The 16,983-nt window shown below is 48.4% G+C and carries 12 protein-coding genes; 2 read left to right on the forward strand and 10 right to left on the reverse strand.

Annotated elements, in window-relative coordinates; translation table 11 throughout:
* Nucleotides 1-3: 3 nt before the first annotated feature.
* Entirely contained in the window at nucleotides 4-1,143 is a 1,140-nt protein-coding gene (locus AABK39_RS17070; protein WP_338392536.1) for an efflux RND transporter periplasmic adaptor subunit, read from the reverse strand.
* A gap of 11 nt (nucleotides 1,144-1,154) precedes the next feature.
* The gene (locus AABK39_RS17075) at nucleotides 1,155-3,518 is read right to left on the reverse strand and encodes a TolC family protein (protein ID WP_338392537.1); all 2,364 of its coding nucleotides are present in this window, start codon (nucleotides 3,516-3,518) and stop codon (nucleotides 1,155-1,157) included.
* A gap of 183 nt (nucleotides 3,519-3,701) precedes the next feature.
* On the opposite strand from AABK39_RS17075, the gene AABK39_RS17080 reads away from it, so the two are divergent.
* Nucleotides 3,702-4,361 carry a DUF3267 domain-containing protein gene (locus AABK39_RS17080; protein ID WP_338392538.1) on the forward strand — a complete coding sequence of 220 codons (660 nt, stop codon included), beginning with the start codon at nucleotides 3,702-3,704 and terminating at the stop codon, nucleotides 4,359-4,361.
* A complete protein-coding gene (locus AABK39_RS17085; protein ID WP_338392539.1) occupies nucleotides 4,327-5,043 on the forward strand; it encodes an HAD family hydrolase in 717 nt (238 codons plus the stop codon). Before AABK39_RS17080 ends, AABK39_RS17085 begins: the two co-directional genes overlap by 35 nt.
* Here the strand turns inward: AABK39_RS17085 and AABK39_RS17090 are convergent.
* The 8 genes from AABK39_RS17090 to AABK39_RS17125 all read right to left on the reverse strand — a co-directional run bounded on the left by AABK39_RS17090 (nucleotide 5,040) and on the right by AABK39_RS17125 (nucleotide 16,824).
* Nucleotides 5,040-8,054: a hypothetical protein gene (locus tag AABK39_RS17090; RefSeq protein WP_338392540.1), complete on the reverse strand. Its 3,015-nt coding sequence runs from the start codon at nucleotides 8,052-8,054 to the stop codon at nucleotides 5,040-5,042. The genes AABK39_RS17085 and AABK39_RS17090 overlap by 4 nt on opposite strands.
* Before the next feature lie 65 nt (nucleotides 8,055-8,119).
* Nucleotides 8,120-9,538, reverse strand: coding sequence for a Na+/H+ antiporter NhaC (nhaC, locus tag AABK39_RS17095; protein WP_338392541.1), 1,419 nt, complete (start codon nucleotides 9,536-9,538; stop codon nucleotides 8,120-8,122).
* Between the two features lie 80 nt (nucleotides 9,539-9,618).
* Entirely contained in the window at nucleotides 9,619-10,980 is a 1,362-nt protein-coding gene (locus AABK39_RS17100) for a peptidylprolyl isomerase (RefSeq protein ID WP_338392542.1), read from the reverse strand.
* A complete protein-coding gene (locus tag AABK39_RS17105) occupies nucleotides 10,952-11,839 on the reverse strand; it encodes a peptidyl-prolyl cis-trans isomerase (RefSeq protein WP_338392543.1) in 888 nt (295 codons plus the stop codon). The genes AABK39_RS17100 and AABK39_RS17105 overlap by 29 nt, the downstream gene beginning before the upstream one ends.
* A complete protein-coding gene (locus AABK39_RS17110) occupies nucleotides 11,832-13,811 on the reverse strand; it encodes a peptidylprolyl isomerase (protein ID WP_338392544.1) in 1,980 nt (659 codons plus the stop codon). The genes AABK39_RS17105 and AABK39_RS17110 overlap by 8 nt, the downstream gene beginning before the upstream one ends.
* A gap of 127 nt (nucleotides 13,812-13,938) precedes the next feature.
* A complete protein-coding gene (locus tag AABK39_RS17115; RefSeq protein ID WP_338392545.1) occupies nucleotides 13,939-14,361 on the reverse strand; it encodes an ATP-binding protein in 423 nt (140 codons plus the stop codon).
* Nucleotides 14,351-14,695: an STAS domain-containing protein gene (locus AABK39_RS17120; RefSeq protein ID WP_338392546.1), complete on the reverse strand. Its 345-nt coding sequence runs from the start codon at nucleotides 14,693-14,695 to the stop codon at nucleotides 14,351-14,353. Before AABK39_RS17120 ends, AABK39_RS17115 begins: the two co-directional genes overlap by 11 nt.
* A gap of 8 nt (nucleotides 14,696-14,703) precedes the next feature.
* Entirely contained in the window at nucleotides 14,704-16,824 is a 2,121-nt protein-coding gene (locus AABK39_RS17125) for a PP2C family protein-serine/threonine phosphatase (protein WP_338392547.1), read from the reverse strand.
* Nucleotides 16,825-16,983: the final 159 nt, after the last annotated feature.

The raw sequence follows: 16,983 nt of genomic DNA on the forward strand, positions 1-16,983 counted from the left end.
TTATTAGGCTCCAGCCCCTTTTAACAACGTCACTTTCATCCCGTCTGTAAGATTGGTAATTCCTGCGGTCACAACCTTATCCCCCACTTTCACTCCCGAAAGAACCAAAAAGCCCTGATTGGTCAAATCACCCAACTCAACAGTCGTTTTCTTCACAACCATTACTCCGCCTTCTTCCCTTACCACGAAAACGTATGTCTCTCCAGATTGACCTTCCGTTACCGCATCGGCGGGCAGATAAAGACTCATCGACCCGTTACTGCCTATTTCGGGCTTAAAAGTCACCCGTGCCGACATCCCTATTCTCACATGGGAATTAGCATCCAGAATATCCACATTGACAGGGTAAGTAGATCCCGCACTTTTTGAATATGAAATCTCTGCCACACGGCCTTTGAAACTGGTTCCTTTTATTGAGGAAAAAACAATCGACGCATCCTCTCCCACACTGATTTGCCCGATATAGCTGTCCGGCACTCCTACCCTAACTTGCAGAAAACCCTCTGAGCTAAGTTCCACCACGGTACTTCCCGACTGTACAACCTCGTTTACGTCCACGCTCTTTTTGGTGATAACACCATCTATCGGGGCATACAGCCTTGTATAACTTAATTGCCTTTCTGCTAGGTTGACGTTCTTCACACTTTCCTCATACGCGGCCTGCGCTGACGCATATGAGTTTTGGGCCTTTTCATAATCGCTTAGCGAAGCCGTATTCTTTTCATACAAATCCTTGATCCTGTCAAGCTCCGATGAAGATGTACTAAACTGTACTTTCGCCTGATTTCGAGAAGCTTTCGCCTGATCCAATTTCAACTTGAGATCCCGGGGATCCAGTGTGGCTATAAGGCTCCCTTTTCGAATTTTGTCACCTTCTTTTACCAAAACCGAAGCTACCTTTCCAGTTACTCGAAAACTGAGATTGATCTCTTTCTCGGCTTGGCTTTGGCCAATATATGTCCGGTTCAGTGCGCTATTTCCATACGACAATGTCATATATTTCACTGGCCGCAACTCTTCTGCGCTCACTTTTTCCTTTTTCTTTCCGCAAGCTCCCAGAAACAAAAGGCATAAGCTGGCCAACGCGCACACAAACCGGAAGCCCGATTTCCTAGCCAGGTCCAACTGTCGAGCACTCGTCATATTTTCACTCATTAGTCTTCAGTATTTTGTCGGTAATATTCTATAAACCGGCGACGCAGGTCCTCGTTTTCCTCATTGTCTCTCAATATTCCGTAACCACCGATGCTACGCTCCAGCTTAAACAGGTTTTGCATAAACACAAAATCAGCGTTTGCTCTTGATTGTTCCGATTGGATCACCGCATTCTGGGCCTCCAACAACGAGACAAAGCTTGCTTTTCCCTGCAAATACGACTCCTGCACCAGACCAAAAGCCTTACGGGAAGCTTCCAATGCCTGTCGGCTCAAGTCAAGGTTAAAATAGCTGACACTCAACTGCTGCAACCCCACTCGCACTTGTGTTCGCAACGATTGTTCCTGCGATACAAAATTCTCCTCCACTTGGTTGATTCTCACTTTATACTGCCTGTTCTTGGCGCCAATAGAGCCTCCTTGCAGTATTGGCCAAGCTAGTCCGACTGTCGCGTTCCAGTTATTGTCCACTACCCCAAATGTCGGTTCTTGGCCTTGGCGGTAGAAGTTGTGTGACACTTGGCCCTGAAGCGTGAAATCCGGGATATACCTTTGTCGATTATTCGCTTTTTTCTGACGCTTCAACAATGTGTTGTTTATCGTCAAAGCCTTCAATTCCGGTGAGTTCTTGAGTGATTCTTCTTGCAAAAACTGGTTGAGTAGCTCAACACTTTGCGGGTTCTTCAGATATGGCTCCCAATACAGGTAACTCATGTCCATCGTACTGTCCCAAAGCATCACGTTTTGCACCTTTATTGGTGCGTTGATGTCTCTATTCAGTATCTGGTTAAGATTGGCCTTGGCCATCGTCACCGTATAGTATGTGTTAATTGTATTATATGTGGCGGTCGCCAAACTTGATTCCCAGCGATAAACATCCGAGGCATCGGCAGTGCCAACAGCCAATCGCTGTTTGGCTATCTGAAGGTTTTTCTTTGTCAACTCGCGATTATTCTCCTGTACTTTCAGGTTTGCCTCAGCCATTAAAATCTGCAAATATGTCTGTGTCGTATTCAGTATTAGGTCAAGACGGCTGGCCATATAATTTTGGCCCTGCATACGCCAATTCAGTTGCTGACTTTTAATTGCCGACATTGTCTGCTCGGAGAAAATCATTTGCTGAAGCGCCACATTCCCATCAAACATCCTTTCGGCTTGGGTAAATCCGGCGGCTTTAGGGCTTAAAAAAGATTGGGTTCCGTTTAGGCTAATTGTCGGAAACAGGTTCGCCAATGCTATTCTGTAGTCTTGATAGCTGGATTTCACTCCGTAGTTTGACGCTTTCAGATCTGGGTTTCCGTCCAACGCTTCAAGTAAAACCTCTCGCAAACCAGTCTCAGGTACAAACTCTTGTTCTGTATGCAACAAGTTCGCAGAAATCAACACCTCAAAACTTGGGTAGATTTTTAACTTCTCCGCAGCGCCCAAATTCACTGTCGGTTCCAGTGTAACTTGCAAAGCCACAGGAAGAGTCGAAGCGTTTCTCCCCGATAGAATATCGGCCACATCCAAAGCGCAACGTCTAAGTTGCAACTCACGGGTATTTTTAGGCGCCACGGTAGCCAAAACCCCCAACTCCAAATCTTCGTGGACATAGCTAAACGCCGGAATTTTACGGGCGGTGAGGCTATCAATCAGAGTCACTTTGCCGGCCTTGTCCAACCCCGTGGAACCTAACATCACCGCATCAGCGCTATCAGCCTCCACCGCCTGAAGCACCGATTCGACAGTAGGTTCTACTCTGGGCACACGAATCTGAAAAATTCCGTCGAACTCCTTAATACTCTCTTCCTCACGCTCTCTAAGTTTTTCCGGACTCAGTCCCAAATAGTCGTAAAGCTGGTCCACAATAGGCACCATTATTCGCTTATAAGGAAAAATCTTGTGTAGTTCCCTGAATTCATCCGACCGGTCAGCGGTAATGGCTATAAAAGTAAAATTCCGTATACCAGACACCGGCATCGGCTCTTTTTGGATCCCTTGAAACACCGGGTCCAGAATACTCATCGCAATAGTAGGCTTCTTATAGGTCTTCAAGGCGACGGCTGCCGCGCTACTGCTCCACCCCAGAGTTATAATCACATCGACTCGGGGATCCTTGACCAGTCGCTGAACCGCATCCACTCCTTCTTTCCCGGAACCATCCGTCTTAATGGTAAACTCGTCGGGAAACAGTACTGTGTACCGTCTCCTGACCACTTGTTCTATCTCCTCTCGAAGTTGTTGCACATAAGGCAGGTCTGACTCGTCCACCACAATGCCAATAGTCGTCGGCTGGTCAATGCTTTGGGCCATGGCCAGACTCGACATCCCGCCCCAAACCGCTAGCGCAACCAATACCAAAGCGTATATCTTTACCTTCATTCCTATCGATTTTCGAACAGGAAACAGGAAAAAGGAAGAAGATGTTTGTCAAATAGCGGGGCATATCCCAAAAAGCAACACAATAAAATCTGTTTTTCGTTTTACACGACAAAAGGCTATTTTCAACGCTCATCTTGAAAAATACCGTCACGACAAGAATCGATTTCAACCCAAACCACCAAAATGACCGCAACAGACTTAAACGACAAGACAAAATTCCGTATCCTTCACGAATTCAGCTTTGACGAAACCAAGGAGTTCCTTTTGAACAACGCTCCAAGAAGAAGTCGCTGGATGATATTTTTCCAAATCTGGACCATCACCACACTAGCCGTCAGCGTGTTTTTCATCATTTTCAAGTCGGAAGGGATAATTGACAGCCTACAACAAATTCTTATCGGGTTGGTTCTGTGTTTTTCCTTGGTCATAATACTGCACGAAGGCTTACACGGCTTGGCTTTTCTTCCCTTGGGAAAACGGAATATCTCTTTTGGCTGGATACCGAAGAAATTTATGTTTTACGCTATGGCTCACAGGGAATCTCTCAGCACCCGGCAGTACGCCTATATCGCCATGCTTCCTTTTGCGGTTATCAACAGCGCAATGATTATCTGCGCTTTCTTCTTTCCGGAATTCGTCACGGTATTCTTGACCATCCTAACCGTGCATAGCCTGTTTTGTAGCGGCGATTTTATGTTTACCTCAATCTTTATGTCTATGGGCGAGGTTTACACTTACGACGACAAAAAGCTGCGCAGAACCTATATCTTTGTCCCCGCAAAAGACGAAATCACCACAAGCGACGATAATGAGCAAACCGAAATTCAAGACGATAGCATTTGACGCCGACGATACGCTTTGGGTAAACGAGACGTTTTTCTCCGATATCGAAAGTAAGTTCGTGGCAATGATAAGGCCTTACGCCAAAGGCGATACCGATACGATTAAGAAAAGACTCTTCGAAACCGAGATGCGCAACCTCTCGCTGTTCGGCTACGGCGCCAAAGGTTTCACCCTTTCGCTAGTGGAGACGGCCATAGAGCTAAGCGAAGGACAAATACCGGCCACGGGAATCCAACAGCTTCTGGATTACGGAAAAGACCTGATACAACACCCGATCCACCTGCTGGAAGGTGCCGAAGAGACGATCAAATCCCTGTCGGAACATTACAAGCTGATGGTGATTACCAAAGGCGACCTTTTCCATCAGGAAGACAAACTGGCGAGATCAGGCTTGGCGGACCTTTTCGATTATCTGGAAATCGTTTCGGAAAAAGACGAAGCCACTTACAAAAGGGTCTATGCCCGCTATGACCTTGATCCAGCCGAAACTCTAATGGTCGGCAATTCCCTGAAATCCGACGTTATTCCAATTCTGGATATCGGCGGACACGCCGTTCATATCCCGTTCCATACAACTTGGGCACACGAAAAAGTTAGCGACAGCAAACAGGCCAAATATCAATACGCCACACTGAAATCGCTCAACGAATTGGAACAATGGCTTGAGGAACACGGCGCCTAATCCTCGTCTTTCATGGCTTTGTAAAGCGCCCGGATACGTCCGTCGTTCGATTTTTCGGCACATAGCTCTTTGACGGAACTTCCGGTCGCTTTCACATACGCCTTTATCAGTTTGGCTTGGCGATCATCCTTGCCTTTGAAGCGGACTATCATTCCGAATATTTGCTTAATCATCTCAAGGCGGTGGCGGTGCAGGCCTTTGGTGGTCTCTTCGGGAGGGCCCCAGCCCAAGTCCCTAACTTTTTGCGCTCCGAATCGCATCAGGTACAGTCCGCCTTCCAATGCGCTCGCTCCGATGTTAAGACCCAAACCCGCCGGGGCGCTGACGCCAGTCAACACCACGATTCCGCCGGCTATACGGATTATCTCGGCGGCTATTCTTACGCTTTTGTCCACCATCCTGTCGCGGTTCATATCCTTCAACTCTTCGGCCAAGTCCAGTTCCCGCACATCCCGCAAGCCTTCCTCGCTATAGCTTCCTGTAAAAAGATTCAACCGCTCGCTTACCACTTTCTGCCGGAAAGCTTTGTCGTGCGCCACTTGATAAAGCACGCTTTCGTCCAAGTCGCCATCTTCGTCGAGTGTTTGCTCCATCAACGGATCGGCGGCGCCTTTGACCCTCAGCTGGCGAACACGGTCAAGCATCGCCAAATAGTTCATTACGTCTTGGGAGAGCGAGTAACCGCTCCGGGCTACCTCTACGGCGGAAATAACGATACCCAAAGCCGGAACCGCCGAAGTAACGGCCAACGGAGCCTTTCCGACCAAACCCATAATCGTTTTGGTCAGACTCAAAACGCTCTTGGCTACCCTGGCCAGTTGCGCCCCCCTTTCCACCGCTCTTTTCGCAAAGACTTCCGGATCTTTTTCCGGATCCTCGTCCATCAGAAGGCGAACGTCCTCCACAGCGCCTTTGAAAAGCTCCACCGTTTCTATCAGGCCCTCAAGCACCGCACCGACCATTCCGGCGAGTTCCCCGACCAGATTATGGAAGACCTCCTCTGTCACGGCCTCCCCAATGTCTTTGCTTTCTCCGGCGAAAAGCTCAAACATCTTGGATTCCTTGTTCATCTTCGCCCCTACCTTGTCCACAGTTTCGGGAGGCATGCCCGTCAATACCCGCTGAAGCTGAAGCATACACCAAATAAGCTCCGGTGAGTCGGTCTGTATATACAGATCCATAATATGGTATCTGTCACCTCCGGCACTCCTGATCATATCGGTTCTTAATGATTTCCGGTCGGAGCTTTGGATAATCGACGGGATCGGAGGAATCGTTTCGTCAACTTTCGGGTCATAGCCTTCGGACCTTGACAGCAAATCAAGCCAATACATTTTGAGCGTCCCGACAGGACTTGTATCGGTATCGGGTGCGGAAGCTTGTGCTTTTTTTGAAAGGACAGAGGCCACTGTAGCGTCGTATACCGAATCAAAACCGGCCGCTCCCGGAGCAGAGTCTTCTATTCCTTTGACAATACGATTGCGCCAAATCACTTTCCGTCCGGCCATCCGGAATCTGCGTTTGGCATTTTCCTTCGGTACCGAGAAAGTTACAGGAAAACTTCCTTCCTTGGGTTTCTCCACTCCCGCTTCGATGTCTTCAGAATAAACTTCTCCATTCTCTTCCCCCGGAATCATCAGCTCCGCTGGACTGAACTCCGCCGGAAGGTATCCGTAGGTCTTCCATGGCATAAGCCAAGTAGTGGAGCGCCGGGGCAATCTCACTTCGCTGCGCATCGGATTTTCGACCTCGCTCAAATTACGGATTTGTTGCGCAGACCTCATGTGCCTTCCAGCCCTAGCCATTCCCGCCGAAGACAGCGCGTTTGCCAAGTGCAAAAACGGCGGGTAAATCGTCAGAAAAGTCCCTTCCAATCCCCCTTCGGGAATTTTTTTGCCAAGGAAAGTACTGTGACCGAATTTGCCGGGAAAGTTTAGCTCCGTAAAATTTTGGCCTTGGGATTTACCGCTCAAAGCCTTATTGATGGCCGACGGTGGATAGTTTAACCCGTAACGTTTATCACCATAAGCATGAGTAGCGTGAAGGCGTATTGGAGCTCGGCGCTTGTCGGGCGCCACCTCTTTTATCTGCTCACCGGACATCGTTAGCCCAGTCATCTCCCGAAGTACCTCACGCCCCCTTACCGTCCGCATCATCCAGGCCATTGAGGAGTAGATGCTGTCGGTCATCTCAAGTTCGTCTTTTAGAAACTCAACGGCTCCGGAAGGTACCTGACGCCTCGCCAGACGGGCCATCGGTAATGATATCGGTTGTTCGCCATCAGCATCCGCAACCACTTTCACAGGAAAAGTCTCGGAGGTTAATTTCCGCCATAGCCTCTGAGTGTCTTCCACCCCGCTGTCCTCTTCCGAAAGAGTCGGGATATCATAAAGCGTGTGGTCCGGAACCCAGAGTTCCATGTCTTTCCGGATAACCATATTGACTAATCTGGTGTGCTCCTTTTCCAGATTTTCCAACAAATACAGAAGCCCGCTCAGGATGCGTGTATCTTCGGGATCGCCCACCGTGCCGGTAAGCGGGCCCATCGGGTGGAAGCGGTGCCATTCGAAAATGGTTATCCGCATTCGGTCAATTATCGAAAAAGCTTTGTCGTATAGATCCTGTAATTTGGCTTGGGCCTCCGTAGCGACACGTTCAGCTTCCACTACACCGGAGGCTTCAACTTTGGCTTTCGAAAGTGCGGTCTGGGCCTTTTTCAGGGCCGTGACTTCCGCTCGTTCCCTTACGGTTATCAGTTGGTGATATGCGGGTAGATGCCGGTCTATTTCCGCCAGCTGAGGATGAACTTTGTATTGTGTCGTCCTAGGTTTTGCTTTTCCCGAAGCGTCCCGTTCATTGGTTATCGTTATAAAATCGGCAGGGGAAAGAATATCTTTCAGTAAAGAACTGGCCGAACTGGCGAGCGTAGCACTGGGAGGAACCTTACCGACTCCCTGCGCACCGCCCATCGGACGGGCCAAACCTCTATGTGCATCGCTTTGCCTGAACATCTGGATTAAACCGACTTAATAAGTGTCTAACCCAAATTGCTTACCGGAAAGAAAAATAGAGATACCTAAGCCGTTTCGGCCTCTTTTGTCACTTTCTTAAAAACGAAAATTCCGAAATAGGTCAGCATGATAGAGAGTACAGGATTTATCAGATTCAGGAACGCATAAGGGGCGTAAGAGAAAGAGTCAACGCCCAAAGTAACGGAAATAAAAGCCCCGGCCGTAGTCCACGGGATTAGCCCGCCGGTGAGCGTCGCCCCTTCTTCCAGGTATCGGCTCAGCATGGAATTCCGCAAGCCTTTTTCCTCAAAGGATTTCTTGTACAGGCCGGCGTTAACGATAATGGAAAGGTAGATTTCACCCATAGCCACGTTGCCCAGAAAACAAGACGAAATCACCATCAGACCATAATGTCTCACCGATCTGACCCGCTCGGTTATTTTGGCTACCAACACTTCCAGAAAACGTCCCGTTTCCAAAACCCCTCCCAAGCAGATCGCTATAAACGAAAGCGAAAAGGTCCACATCATATTCTGAATTCCGCCCCGGACCAAAAGCTTGTCAATCATTTCGTTTCCACTTTTGATTGTATAGCCTTCGTTCACGGCTTTCAGCGCTTCGGTAAATGTGGCTCCTTGGTCAAATACGGCCACCAACAGCCCCAGCAATACTCCAACTCCCATTGCGGGAACGGCGGGAACTTTCAAAATATTCAGAACCAAAACTACGACAAGCGGAAGAAGCGCTATGGGGTTAATATGAAAAGCCCCCTCAAGTGTCGTCCTGATCAACTCAACCTTGGCGCTATCCACCGTAACAGCATCGCCGTAAGGCAGTCCCATAAAAAAATACAGCACTAATGCCAGCGCAAACGACGGCACCGTAGTGAATGACATATTCTTGATATGATCGTAAAGATCAGCTTCGGCCGTTGCCGCCGACAAGTTTGTTGTATCGGATACCGGCGACATTTTATCTCCGAAAAAAGCACCAGAAACCACCGCTCCCGCAACTACCGGCGCAGGTATCCCCATACTCTCGCCCATTCCCATCACGGCCAAACCTACCGTCCCGACAGTTCCCCATGAAGTTCCGGTGGCCGTAGATGTCACGGCACAAATCACCAAAACCAAAGGCAAGAAATAACCGGGATTGAGCCAATCGAGTCCGTAGACAATCAGGCTGGGAACGGTTCCCGCCAAAATCCAAGTTCCGATTGTCGCTCCGATAAGAATGAAGATCATAAACGCCGTGGTGGCTTTGCTTATACTGTTTTTGATCCCTTCGGTAATATCGGAGAAGTTAAAACCGGCAAAGTATGACGCCACTCCGCCTATCGCCACGCAAACGAGCAGAAGTGCGTGAATATCGGCTTTCAACAAAAGAACCCCGCCCAACATCACGGTCATAATCATCAAAAAAACTCCGGCTGAAAGCGTTACGGACGGCTTCCGTTCCTGTTGTTTCGGGGAATTAACTGTCATTACGAACGTTTGCTTTTGTAAAAGAAAAACCCCGTAAACCTAAGCGTACGGGGCTTTGCAGAAGAATATCTTAAGCGGAATTAATCCTTGAGAATATCGCAGTCCCTATAATCCGGATTCACTTCGATAAACACGTCTTCTTTTGCCTTTAGGAACCACTGATGCATGGCGTCGTTGATTTTCGAATTCAACGTCACTTCGCTCAGTTTCTGGTAATCGTCCTGCATATTGGCTACGTGGGGATCAACCCTTCTCTTGAAATAAAGCAATCTTACGGCATCTGTTCCATCAGCCATTTTGAAGCGGAGTGGCTTAGTCACAGAACCTACTTTCATGGTATCCAGCGTAAAAAAGATTTCAGGGTCAACTTGCTCAACGGAGATCAAAGTTCCGTCGGTACCATTGGTCATATAACCACCGCTACCGGCCGTACGCTTGTCTTCGGAAACGTCTTTGGCCACATTCTCAAATTTCATTGAGTCGGCTACAATAAGCGTTCTAAGGCTGTCAAGTTCCTTCTCGGCGGCCTCAAAATCCGACTCTACGAATTTAGGCTTCACCAAAATATGACGGGCGTGGAATTCGTTGCCGCGACGTTCCAAAAGCTGGATCAGGTGAAATCCGAAGTCAGATTCTACCGGATCCGAAATTTCGTTTTCTTTCATCGTCATGGCTACCGCCTCAAATTCAGGCACGAAAACGCCACGCTTTACCCAACCCAAATCACCGCCGTTGGCGGCAGAACCCGGGTCGATTGAGTGCAGACGGGCCAAATCCTCAAACTTGGCTTCGCCAGACTGAATTCTTTTGCGGAGATCGAAAAGGAGTTGCTCCACACGGTCTTTTTCCGTTTCGTTCAGGATCGGCTTTTTCACGATCTGAGCCACTTCCACCTCAGTGGAATACATCGGAAGGCTGTCGCGAGGGATTTTGTCGTAGAATACCTGGATCTCCGCAGGAGTCACCTTAATGGCTCCCACGATTTCCTTCTGCATCTTCTGCTTCACTTTGTCCTCATAAATAGGATCGTAAAGCTCCTCGCGGAAATCGTCAAGCGTTTTTCCGTAGTATTGCTCAATAGCCTCTTCGGAACCGATCTGCTGAACCATCATCTGCAAACGGTTGTCCAAGTCAAGGTTTACCTCCTCTTCCGATACCAGAATGGAGTCAATCTCGGCTTTGGAAACCATCACCTTGTCGATGATAAGCTTTTCCAGAATATTGCATTTGGTGAGATTACCGTAACCCGACGACTGTTGCAAGTAGTTCAGGTAAGCACGCTCCAGATCAGACTGAAGAATGATCCGGCTGTCCACTTTCGCCACGATCCTGTCGGCAACAACATCACTGCTCAATTGTGCCTTGGCAGTCCCGAAAAGCCCCGTTCCCACCATCAAAAGGGCAAAAACCGCCTTACTCAATATCGAAAATCTCAAACTCATTATTCTTCTCCGCTCGTTTATAAATCTGTTCTTCTAACGCTGAAATAAGCGCGATCTTACGTTTATTCAAAATTATCTTCCTGATCTGGTCGCGAACCCTGTCTATAGGCGCGATGTCATCGGACATGCGGAACTCCATTATCCGCAGGAAAAACTTACCGTTCTCCTCAGTCGCTTCCACCACCTTGTTCTTTTTCAGGAGAGCTTCCTTGTCCGGAACGCTAGCCAAAGGCGTATGGCGCAACGCCTCCTCCAAATTGATCCAAAGCGAGTCTTGAAGGCTGTAATTGGAAGCGTGCGAAAAGCAATATTCTTTCAGTTCGTCCACCTCATCGGGTTTGTTGGAGCGAAAGATTTTCTTAAACCTTTTCTGCTTTGGGGCATTGTCGGGCAAATGGACCAAATATCCCCTTATTATATTTTGCTTGAGCAGAAAATTATCCTGATGCTCTTTGTAATACTGCTCTACTTCCTGTTCCGAGACGTTGGTATCGAGGTTTCGGTTGATATAGTTTTTCTCAAACTCATACACCATCAGGGCGTAACGATACTCTTGGATCTTGCGTTTGATTTCCGCCTGATCAAAGCTCATCTTCGATTCGGCTTCGGAAATCATAAGCTCTTTCCGCACCCAATTACGGATATACCTGCTCACTCTCTCGGCGCTGTCGGCCTTGTCCGTAGCCTGTTGCCCAATGTTTGCCACGTCGGGCAAGATCAGAGTACGGTCCTTTACCCGGGCCAAGACGGCCGGTTTAGTCCCCTGTTTGCCCGCACCCTCGCCTTCATCGGAGCCTGGCGCTCCGCACGAAAACATCAAGAAAAACAGACAGGTAATATATAAAATATTGTTATTCAAAACGCTTATAGATTTGTCTTAAAACCTTACGGTTAACGGTCACTTGCCGTTTTGCCCTAAGGCTTTCTACCCACTTTCGCTCCAGCTCGTCCTGGTAATCCGCGATTACTTCCCCACGCACCTTCTCCAAGGGTTTTCTTTCGTCGGGCAACAGTTTGTCAACCCATACATAATAATGTTTTCCCTCGTTTTCGAACCGGTGGGCACCTTCCCTAAAAGTCACTTTGCCGCAAAAAACCGGATCCGTAAGGCGATAAGTCCCCGAGACAGGCGACAAATTTACGTCCGATTCGGCATTAACAAACTCTTCTAGCGATTTTTTTGGTGTTTTATTAAGTAACGTTTTATCGTTCCAAATATTGTCCAGACGCTCCTTGAGTTCACCGCTTTTCACACCTACGATCATAGCCTCCACTTTCTTTGGGCTACGGTAGCTCTTAGGCTGGTTGTCATAATATTTTCTCAGCTCCGAAGTATCAGCCGAGGCTTTGCTCCAAACTGAGTCTTCCATTATGCGGAACAGCAACAAACCTTCGAAATATTCCTGCGAAAGCCAACGGAATTCCGGGTTCTTGTCGCCCAGATGTTCCTCCTCATAGGCCACCAGAGACGTTTTTACGTATTCGTCATAGTCTCTTTTCCCAAACGTGGCCGGCCCGGCTTTGGGCTGGCGATCTTCAAGATAATCGATATAATCAGCCACTCGGAAATCCTGATTCCCTACCGTAAACAAAACTCTGGAAGTATCGGCTTCGCTGCGGAGCTTTTCCCAAGCGCTGGACTGTCCCAAGGAAAGCTCGGGAGTATTCCCTCCATCGTCAAGTTTTTCCACAAAACCGTTCTCCCTTTTCAGCCTTTCGACCAAAGCCTCGGCAAGTTCTCCGGACTTCATGGAATGCCGTACACGCGAACGGATCATGTCTTCCAATTTCTCGAAAGCCGGAAGTTCTTTTTTCTCCAAAAAACGGATCACATGCCAGCCAAACGGCGTACGTACCGGCTCGGAGATTGAATTTTCGGCACTTAGGCCAAAAGCCGCATTTTCAAATGCGGGATACATCCGCCCGGGACCAAATGGCGGAAGCTCTCCACCTTTGGCTTTGCTATTAATATCTTCGGAAAACAAAGAGCATAGCTCTTTCCAGCTCGACTCTCCTTTACGGGCCGCATCGCTAATTTCCATAGCCTTTTGCTCAGCGCTGGCCACATCCGCCTCAGAGGCGTTACGGTCCAAACGCAACATGATATGCGCCACACGGATTTCGCCACGGGCGGGAATCTTGTCATGCACTTTCAGGATATGGTACCCGAAACGTGTCCGGAACGGTCCCGCCACTTTACCGACAGCCGTAGCGTAAGCGGCATCTTCGAAAGGCTGAACCATCCGCATCGCCGAGAAATAGCCCAAATCTCCGCCGTTCTGTTTGGCCGACGGGTCTTCGGAGTATTCGGAAGCGAGTTTCCCAAAATCCGCTCCCGATTCGGCCCTGACCAAGATACCTTTAATCTTTTCGTAAGCTTTCAGTGAATCTTCAGGCGACGCGTTTTCCGCTACCCTGATCAAGATATGGGAAGCGTTCACTTCCTGCTTCAGCCTGTCGTATGTGCGCCTTACCAGCTCGTCCGTCACTTTGGCTCCGGAGAGGTAAGGTTCGGCCAGTTGTTTCCTATAATCGGCGTATTCTTTCGTAAACTCGGGATTCTCATCGTAATCCAGCCTTTTGGCTTCGGCCACTTTGAGTTTAAAGTTCACGTACAACTTGACGTAATCGTCTACAGCCTCACGGCCAAGAAGGCTGTCTTTGCGGAGGTTCCTGTTCTTTTGAAAAGCGTAAACAAATTCTTCCACCGAAACGGGTTGCCCGTCCACAACAAGCAAGGTTTGTCCGTCAGGACTTACAGAGCTTGTGTTCTTAAAAGTTTGGCAAGAGACCAAGAAGGCCAAAAACGGCAAAACCAGAAGCTTTCGCATACTTATGAATTTTTTCCTTAGAGCTAGCTACGCAATAAAAAAGCCCTCGTAAAAGAGGGATATCACACAATGATAAGGATTTAATTCCTTTCTGGCAACGTCGGAAGAGCGCAAGGAGAACTCACGCTTATTGGGTAAGCTCGCACTTTTTGAACAGTCGGTAGGTGTGTTTTTTCGGCGTGTATTCATATTCCACGCCATCCATTATTTTTTTCACCAAACGCAGACCCAAACCGCCTTTCCGTTTGGTTTTGATGATTTCCTCAAGCGTCGGGGCCTCATAGCGGGCTATGTCGAAACCGTCACCATAATCCAAAATCTCGAAAACCAAAGCGCCCGGAGTCGGGTCCTTGATCGTTAGCTCAAGGTAGTGCCGATCATCGCACCTGTGGGAATGCACGATAACGTTGGTGCACACCTCGTCCACGGCCAGAATCAACTCGTTCTTCTGCCGCTCGGAAACGTGCATCTTGTCGAGCACCTTCTTCACGAAGGTGCGCAACTCGCAGAGCTTTTCCTTAGCACAATATATCCTACACTTATATTCCATCGAGTTTTTGCTTGGCTTCCTCAACGCTCGGGCAAATGGTCATCAGGCTGTCAAGGCCCAAAATTCCGAACACGTTTTTAACATTCTCCGACACGCCGAAGATGACGAACTCCACGGACTCATTCTTAAAGTCCTCGATATAAGACATGAAAACGCCCAATCCCGCCGAAGATATGTATTCGAGACCGGAAAGGTCGGCCATGATTTTCTTGTGGTTGTTGTCAAGGGCCTGTTGGATCGCCTTGTCTAGGTAAATTGATGAGGAAGCGTCCACTTCCCCGAAGATTTTCAGAGTCAGTACGTCACCGTCAAGTTGTTCGGTAATATCAACCATAATGCTTCTTACGAGATAAAACGTTGAAAGTTGGCCATACGGGCCGGTCTGGCGGAATCGTTCTCGACTCCTTTGAATTTTAGCAACACGGTAGTGTAGTCGTCATCCAGGTATCGCTTACCGCAAAAATCGTACACCGCCTCAATTATCGCCTTCCTGATTTCCTCAGGGGTAGATTTGGCGTTCTGCTCCACGATAGCCCTTAGCTTGTCTTCACCGAATTGTTCCTTGTTGTCGTTCTGCGCCTCGGTGATTCCGTCAGTAAATAAAAGCAACACATCGTCCGCTTTATAACGGACTTCATTCACTTCTACGAATTTTTCGTAATCATTGTTCCGAACTATACCCAACCCCAAGCCTTTGCCTTTAATCAAACTGGATTTTCCGGTTTCGGAATCGTAATACAGCGTAGGGCAATGGCCCGCGCGGGCGAAGGTCAAGGTTTTCTTTTCGGCGTCAGCTATAAAATAGCTCGCCGTGATGAAAGATTTCCTGTCAAGGCAACGGCTCAGGGCGCGGTTGGCCTGAACTAGGAAGCTTTTTGGGTCAAGCCCCTGCTGGGCCAAGGTCTGGAACACGCCTTTCATTTCGGCCATATGGTAAGCAGCCGAGATACCCTTTCCGGAAACGTCGGCGATCACCAAAGCCATCCGCTCCTTGTCAATCGAAAACGCGTCGTAGTAATCGCCCCCGACTTCCGTAGCGGCCTTTGAGAAAGCCGTGATATCGACGTCGTCGTTAGTGTCAAGACGATCCGGCAACAGGCGTTGCTGTACGCGTTTGGCGATTTTGATTTCCTCTTTGTAACGCTCCGTCTCCAAAGCTTCCTGCAACAGGCGGAAGTTCTCGACCGAGATACAGGCTTGGTTCGCAAAGGTCCGGACCATTTCGGTCATGTCCTTATTAAAGCCTTCCCTCACGTCTTTAAGCAAATACAGCGTCGCCACTTTCCTATCCTGAATAAACATCGGAAACACCAATACCGATCGGTAATGGTTATGCGGCAAACTAGCGGTGTAGCGTCCGGGGCGGAAGCGTTTGTTGGGGTCGGTGTCCAAACTTTTACGAATCCGGGTATCGTCTATCAATTCCCGAATCAGGCGGATTTCTTTTTCGTTGATAAACTGCGACTTTACCCGCTGCAGTTCTTCGTCCTTATTCAGAATATCAAGCCAAGCGGCATTCGCCAATACGGCGCCAATGGACCCGTCCAAGAGAATATCATAAATCTGGTCTTCGCTGTTGCCGTTATTTCCCGTATGGCTGAGCCTTTGGAAATTGAAAATCTCAGAGGCCTTTTGTTCGAAAACAGAGGTGGTCGGCAGGTTAAACAATATCACCAACAGCGAGAAAACCGAATAGATAAACGTAAACGCGAAAAGGGCCAGAACGGTAACTTGCTCCATCAACTCAGTACGTTGCAACAAGTGGTACTGAGATGAAAAATCATTGAGCGAATACCAAAAGAAAAGCTGATAGATGATGGAGAGCAGAATCAGCAATATCCCTCTCCACTTTTGTTTAAAGTTAAGGTAAGCAACCCACTTGAGGTTTGCGGACAATACCAACGCAAGGATAACCAGAACGATCAACAGGCCGTTGAAAAGCCAATTCCCGCCATGGATTCCCGCCACCAAAAAGCCTAATCCCAACAGAAGTCCGTATTCGAAAACGTACCAAATCCGGACAAGCATTTTCGTTTTTTGATAAAGGACAAGCTTCTTCCAGACGGTAAACGTACTGAGTAAAAAGCCCATGATCATTCCCGAATTGATATCGTAAACGATACTTACAAAAAACGGATTTTGGGCCAACCGCTTACTTCCAAGGTCGAACACCACGCCGCGAATCACCAAACTCACGATAGTGACGACTAAGCCGGTCACAAAAACCCGCCAAAGCAAATCTATAATGTTAACCTGGCTTTTGGAGTTGACCTTATAGCGGAAAAAGACGTAGGTAAAAACCACGAACGCGAACAGAAAAAAATCGGACAACCCGGAGTGGAAGCCCGTAGGAGCGTTGGTACTGGCTCCCAGTACCTTCACCAAGTTGCTGAACAGCATGGCCAACCAAGCCAACAAACTCAACAACGCACTTATTCTGGCAATATATTTATCCGGAAGCATGCTTAGTTTCTCTTCAGGTATCCGGCTTACGCAAGCTGCGGCAAATACCGCAACCGAAGCCTAACGACAGCGCCCGACTTTACGTCAACCGAGACAGCGCTTTACGCAATTTATGGATTTTCGGGGAATTAGACATCCGTATAGCCAAAAGCGAGCAAC

It is taken from the genome of Fulvitalea axinellae (assembly GCF_036492835.1).
Taxonomy (GTDB): Bacteria; Bacteroidota; Bacteroidia; order Cytophagales; family Cyclobacteriaceae; genus Fulvitalea; species Fulvitalea axinellae.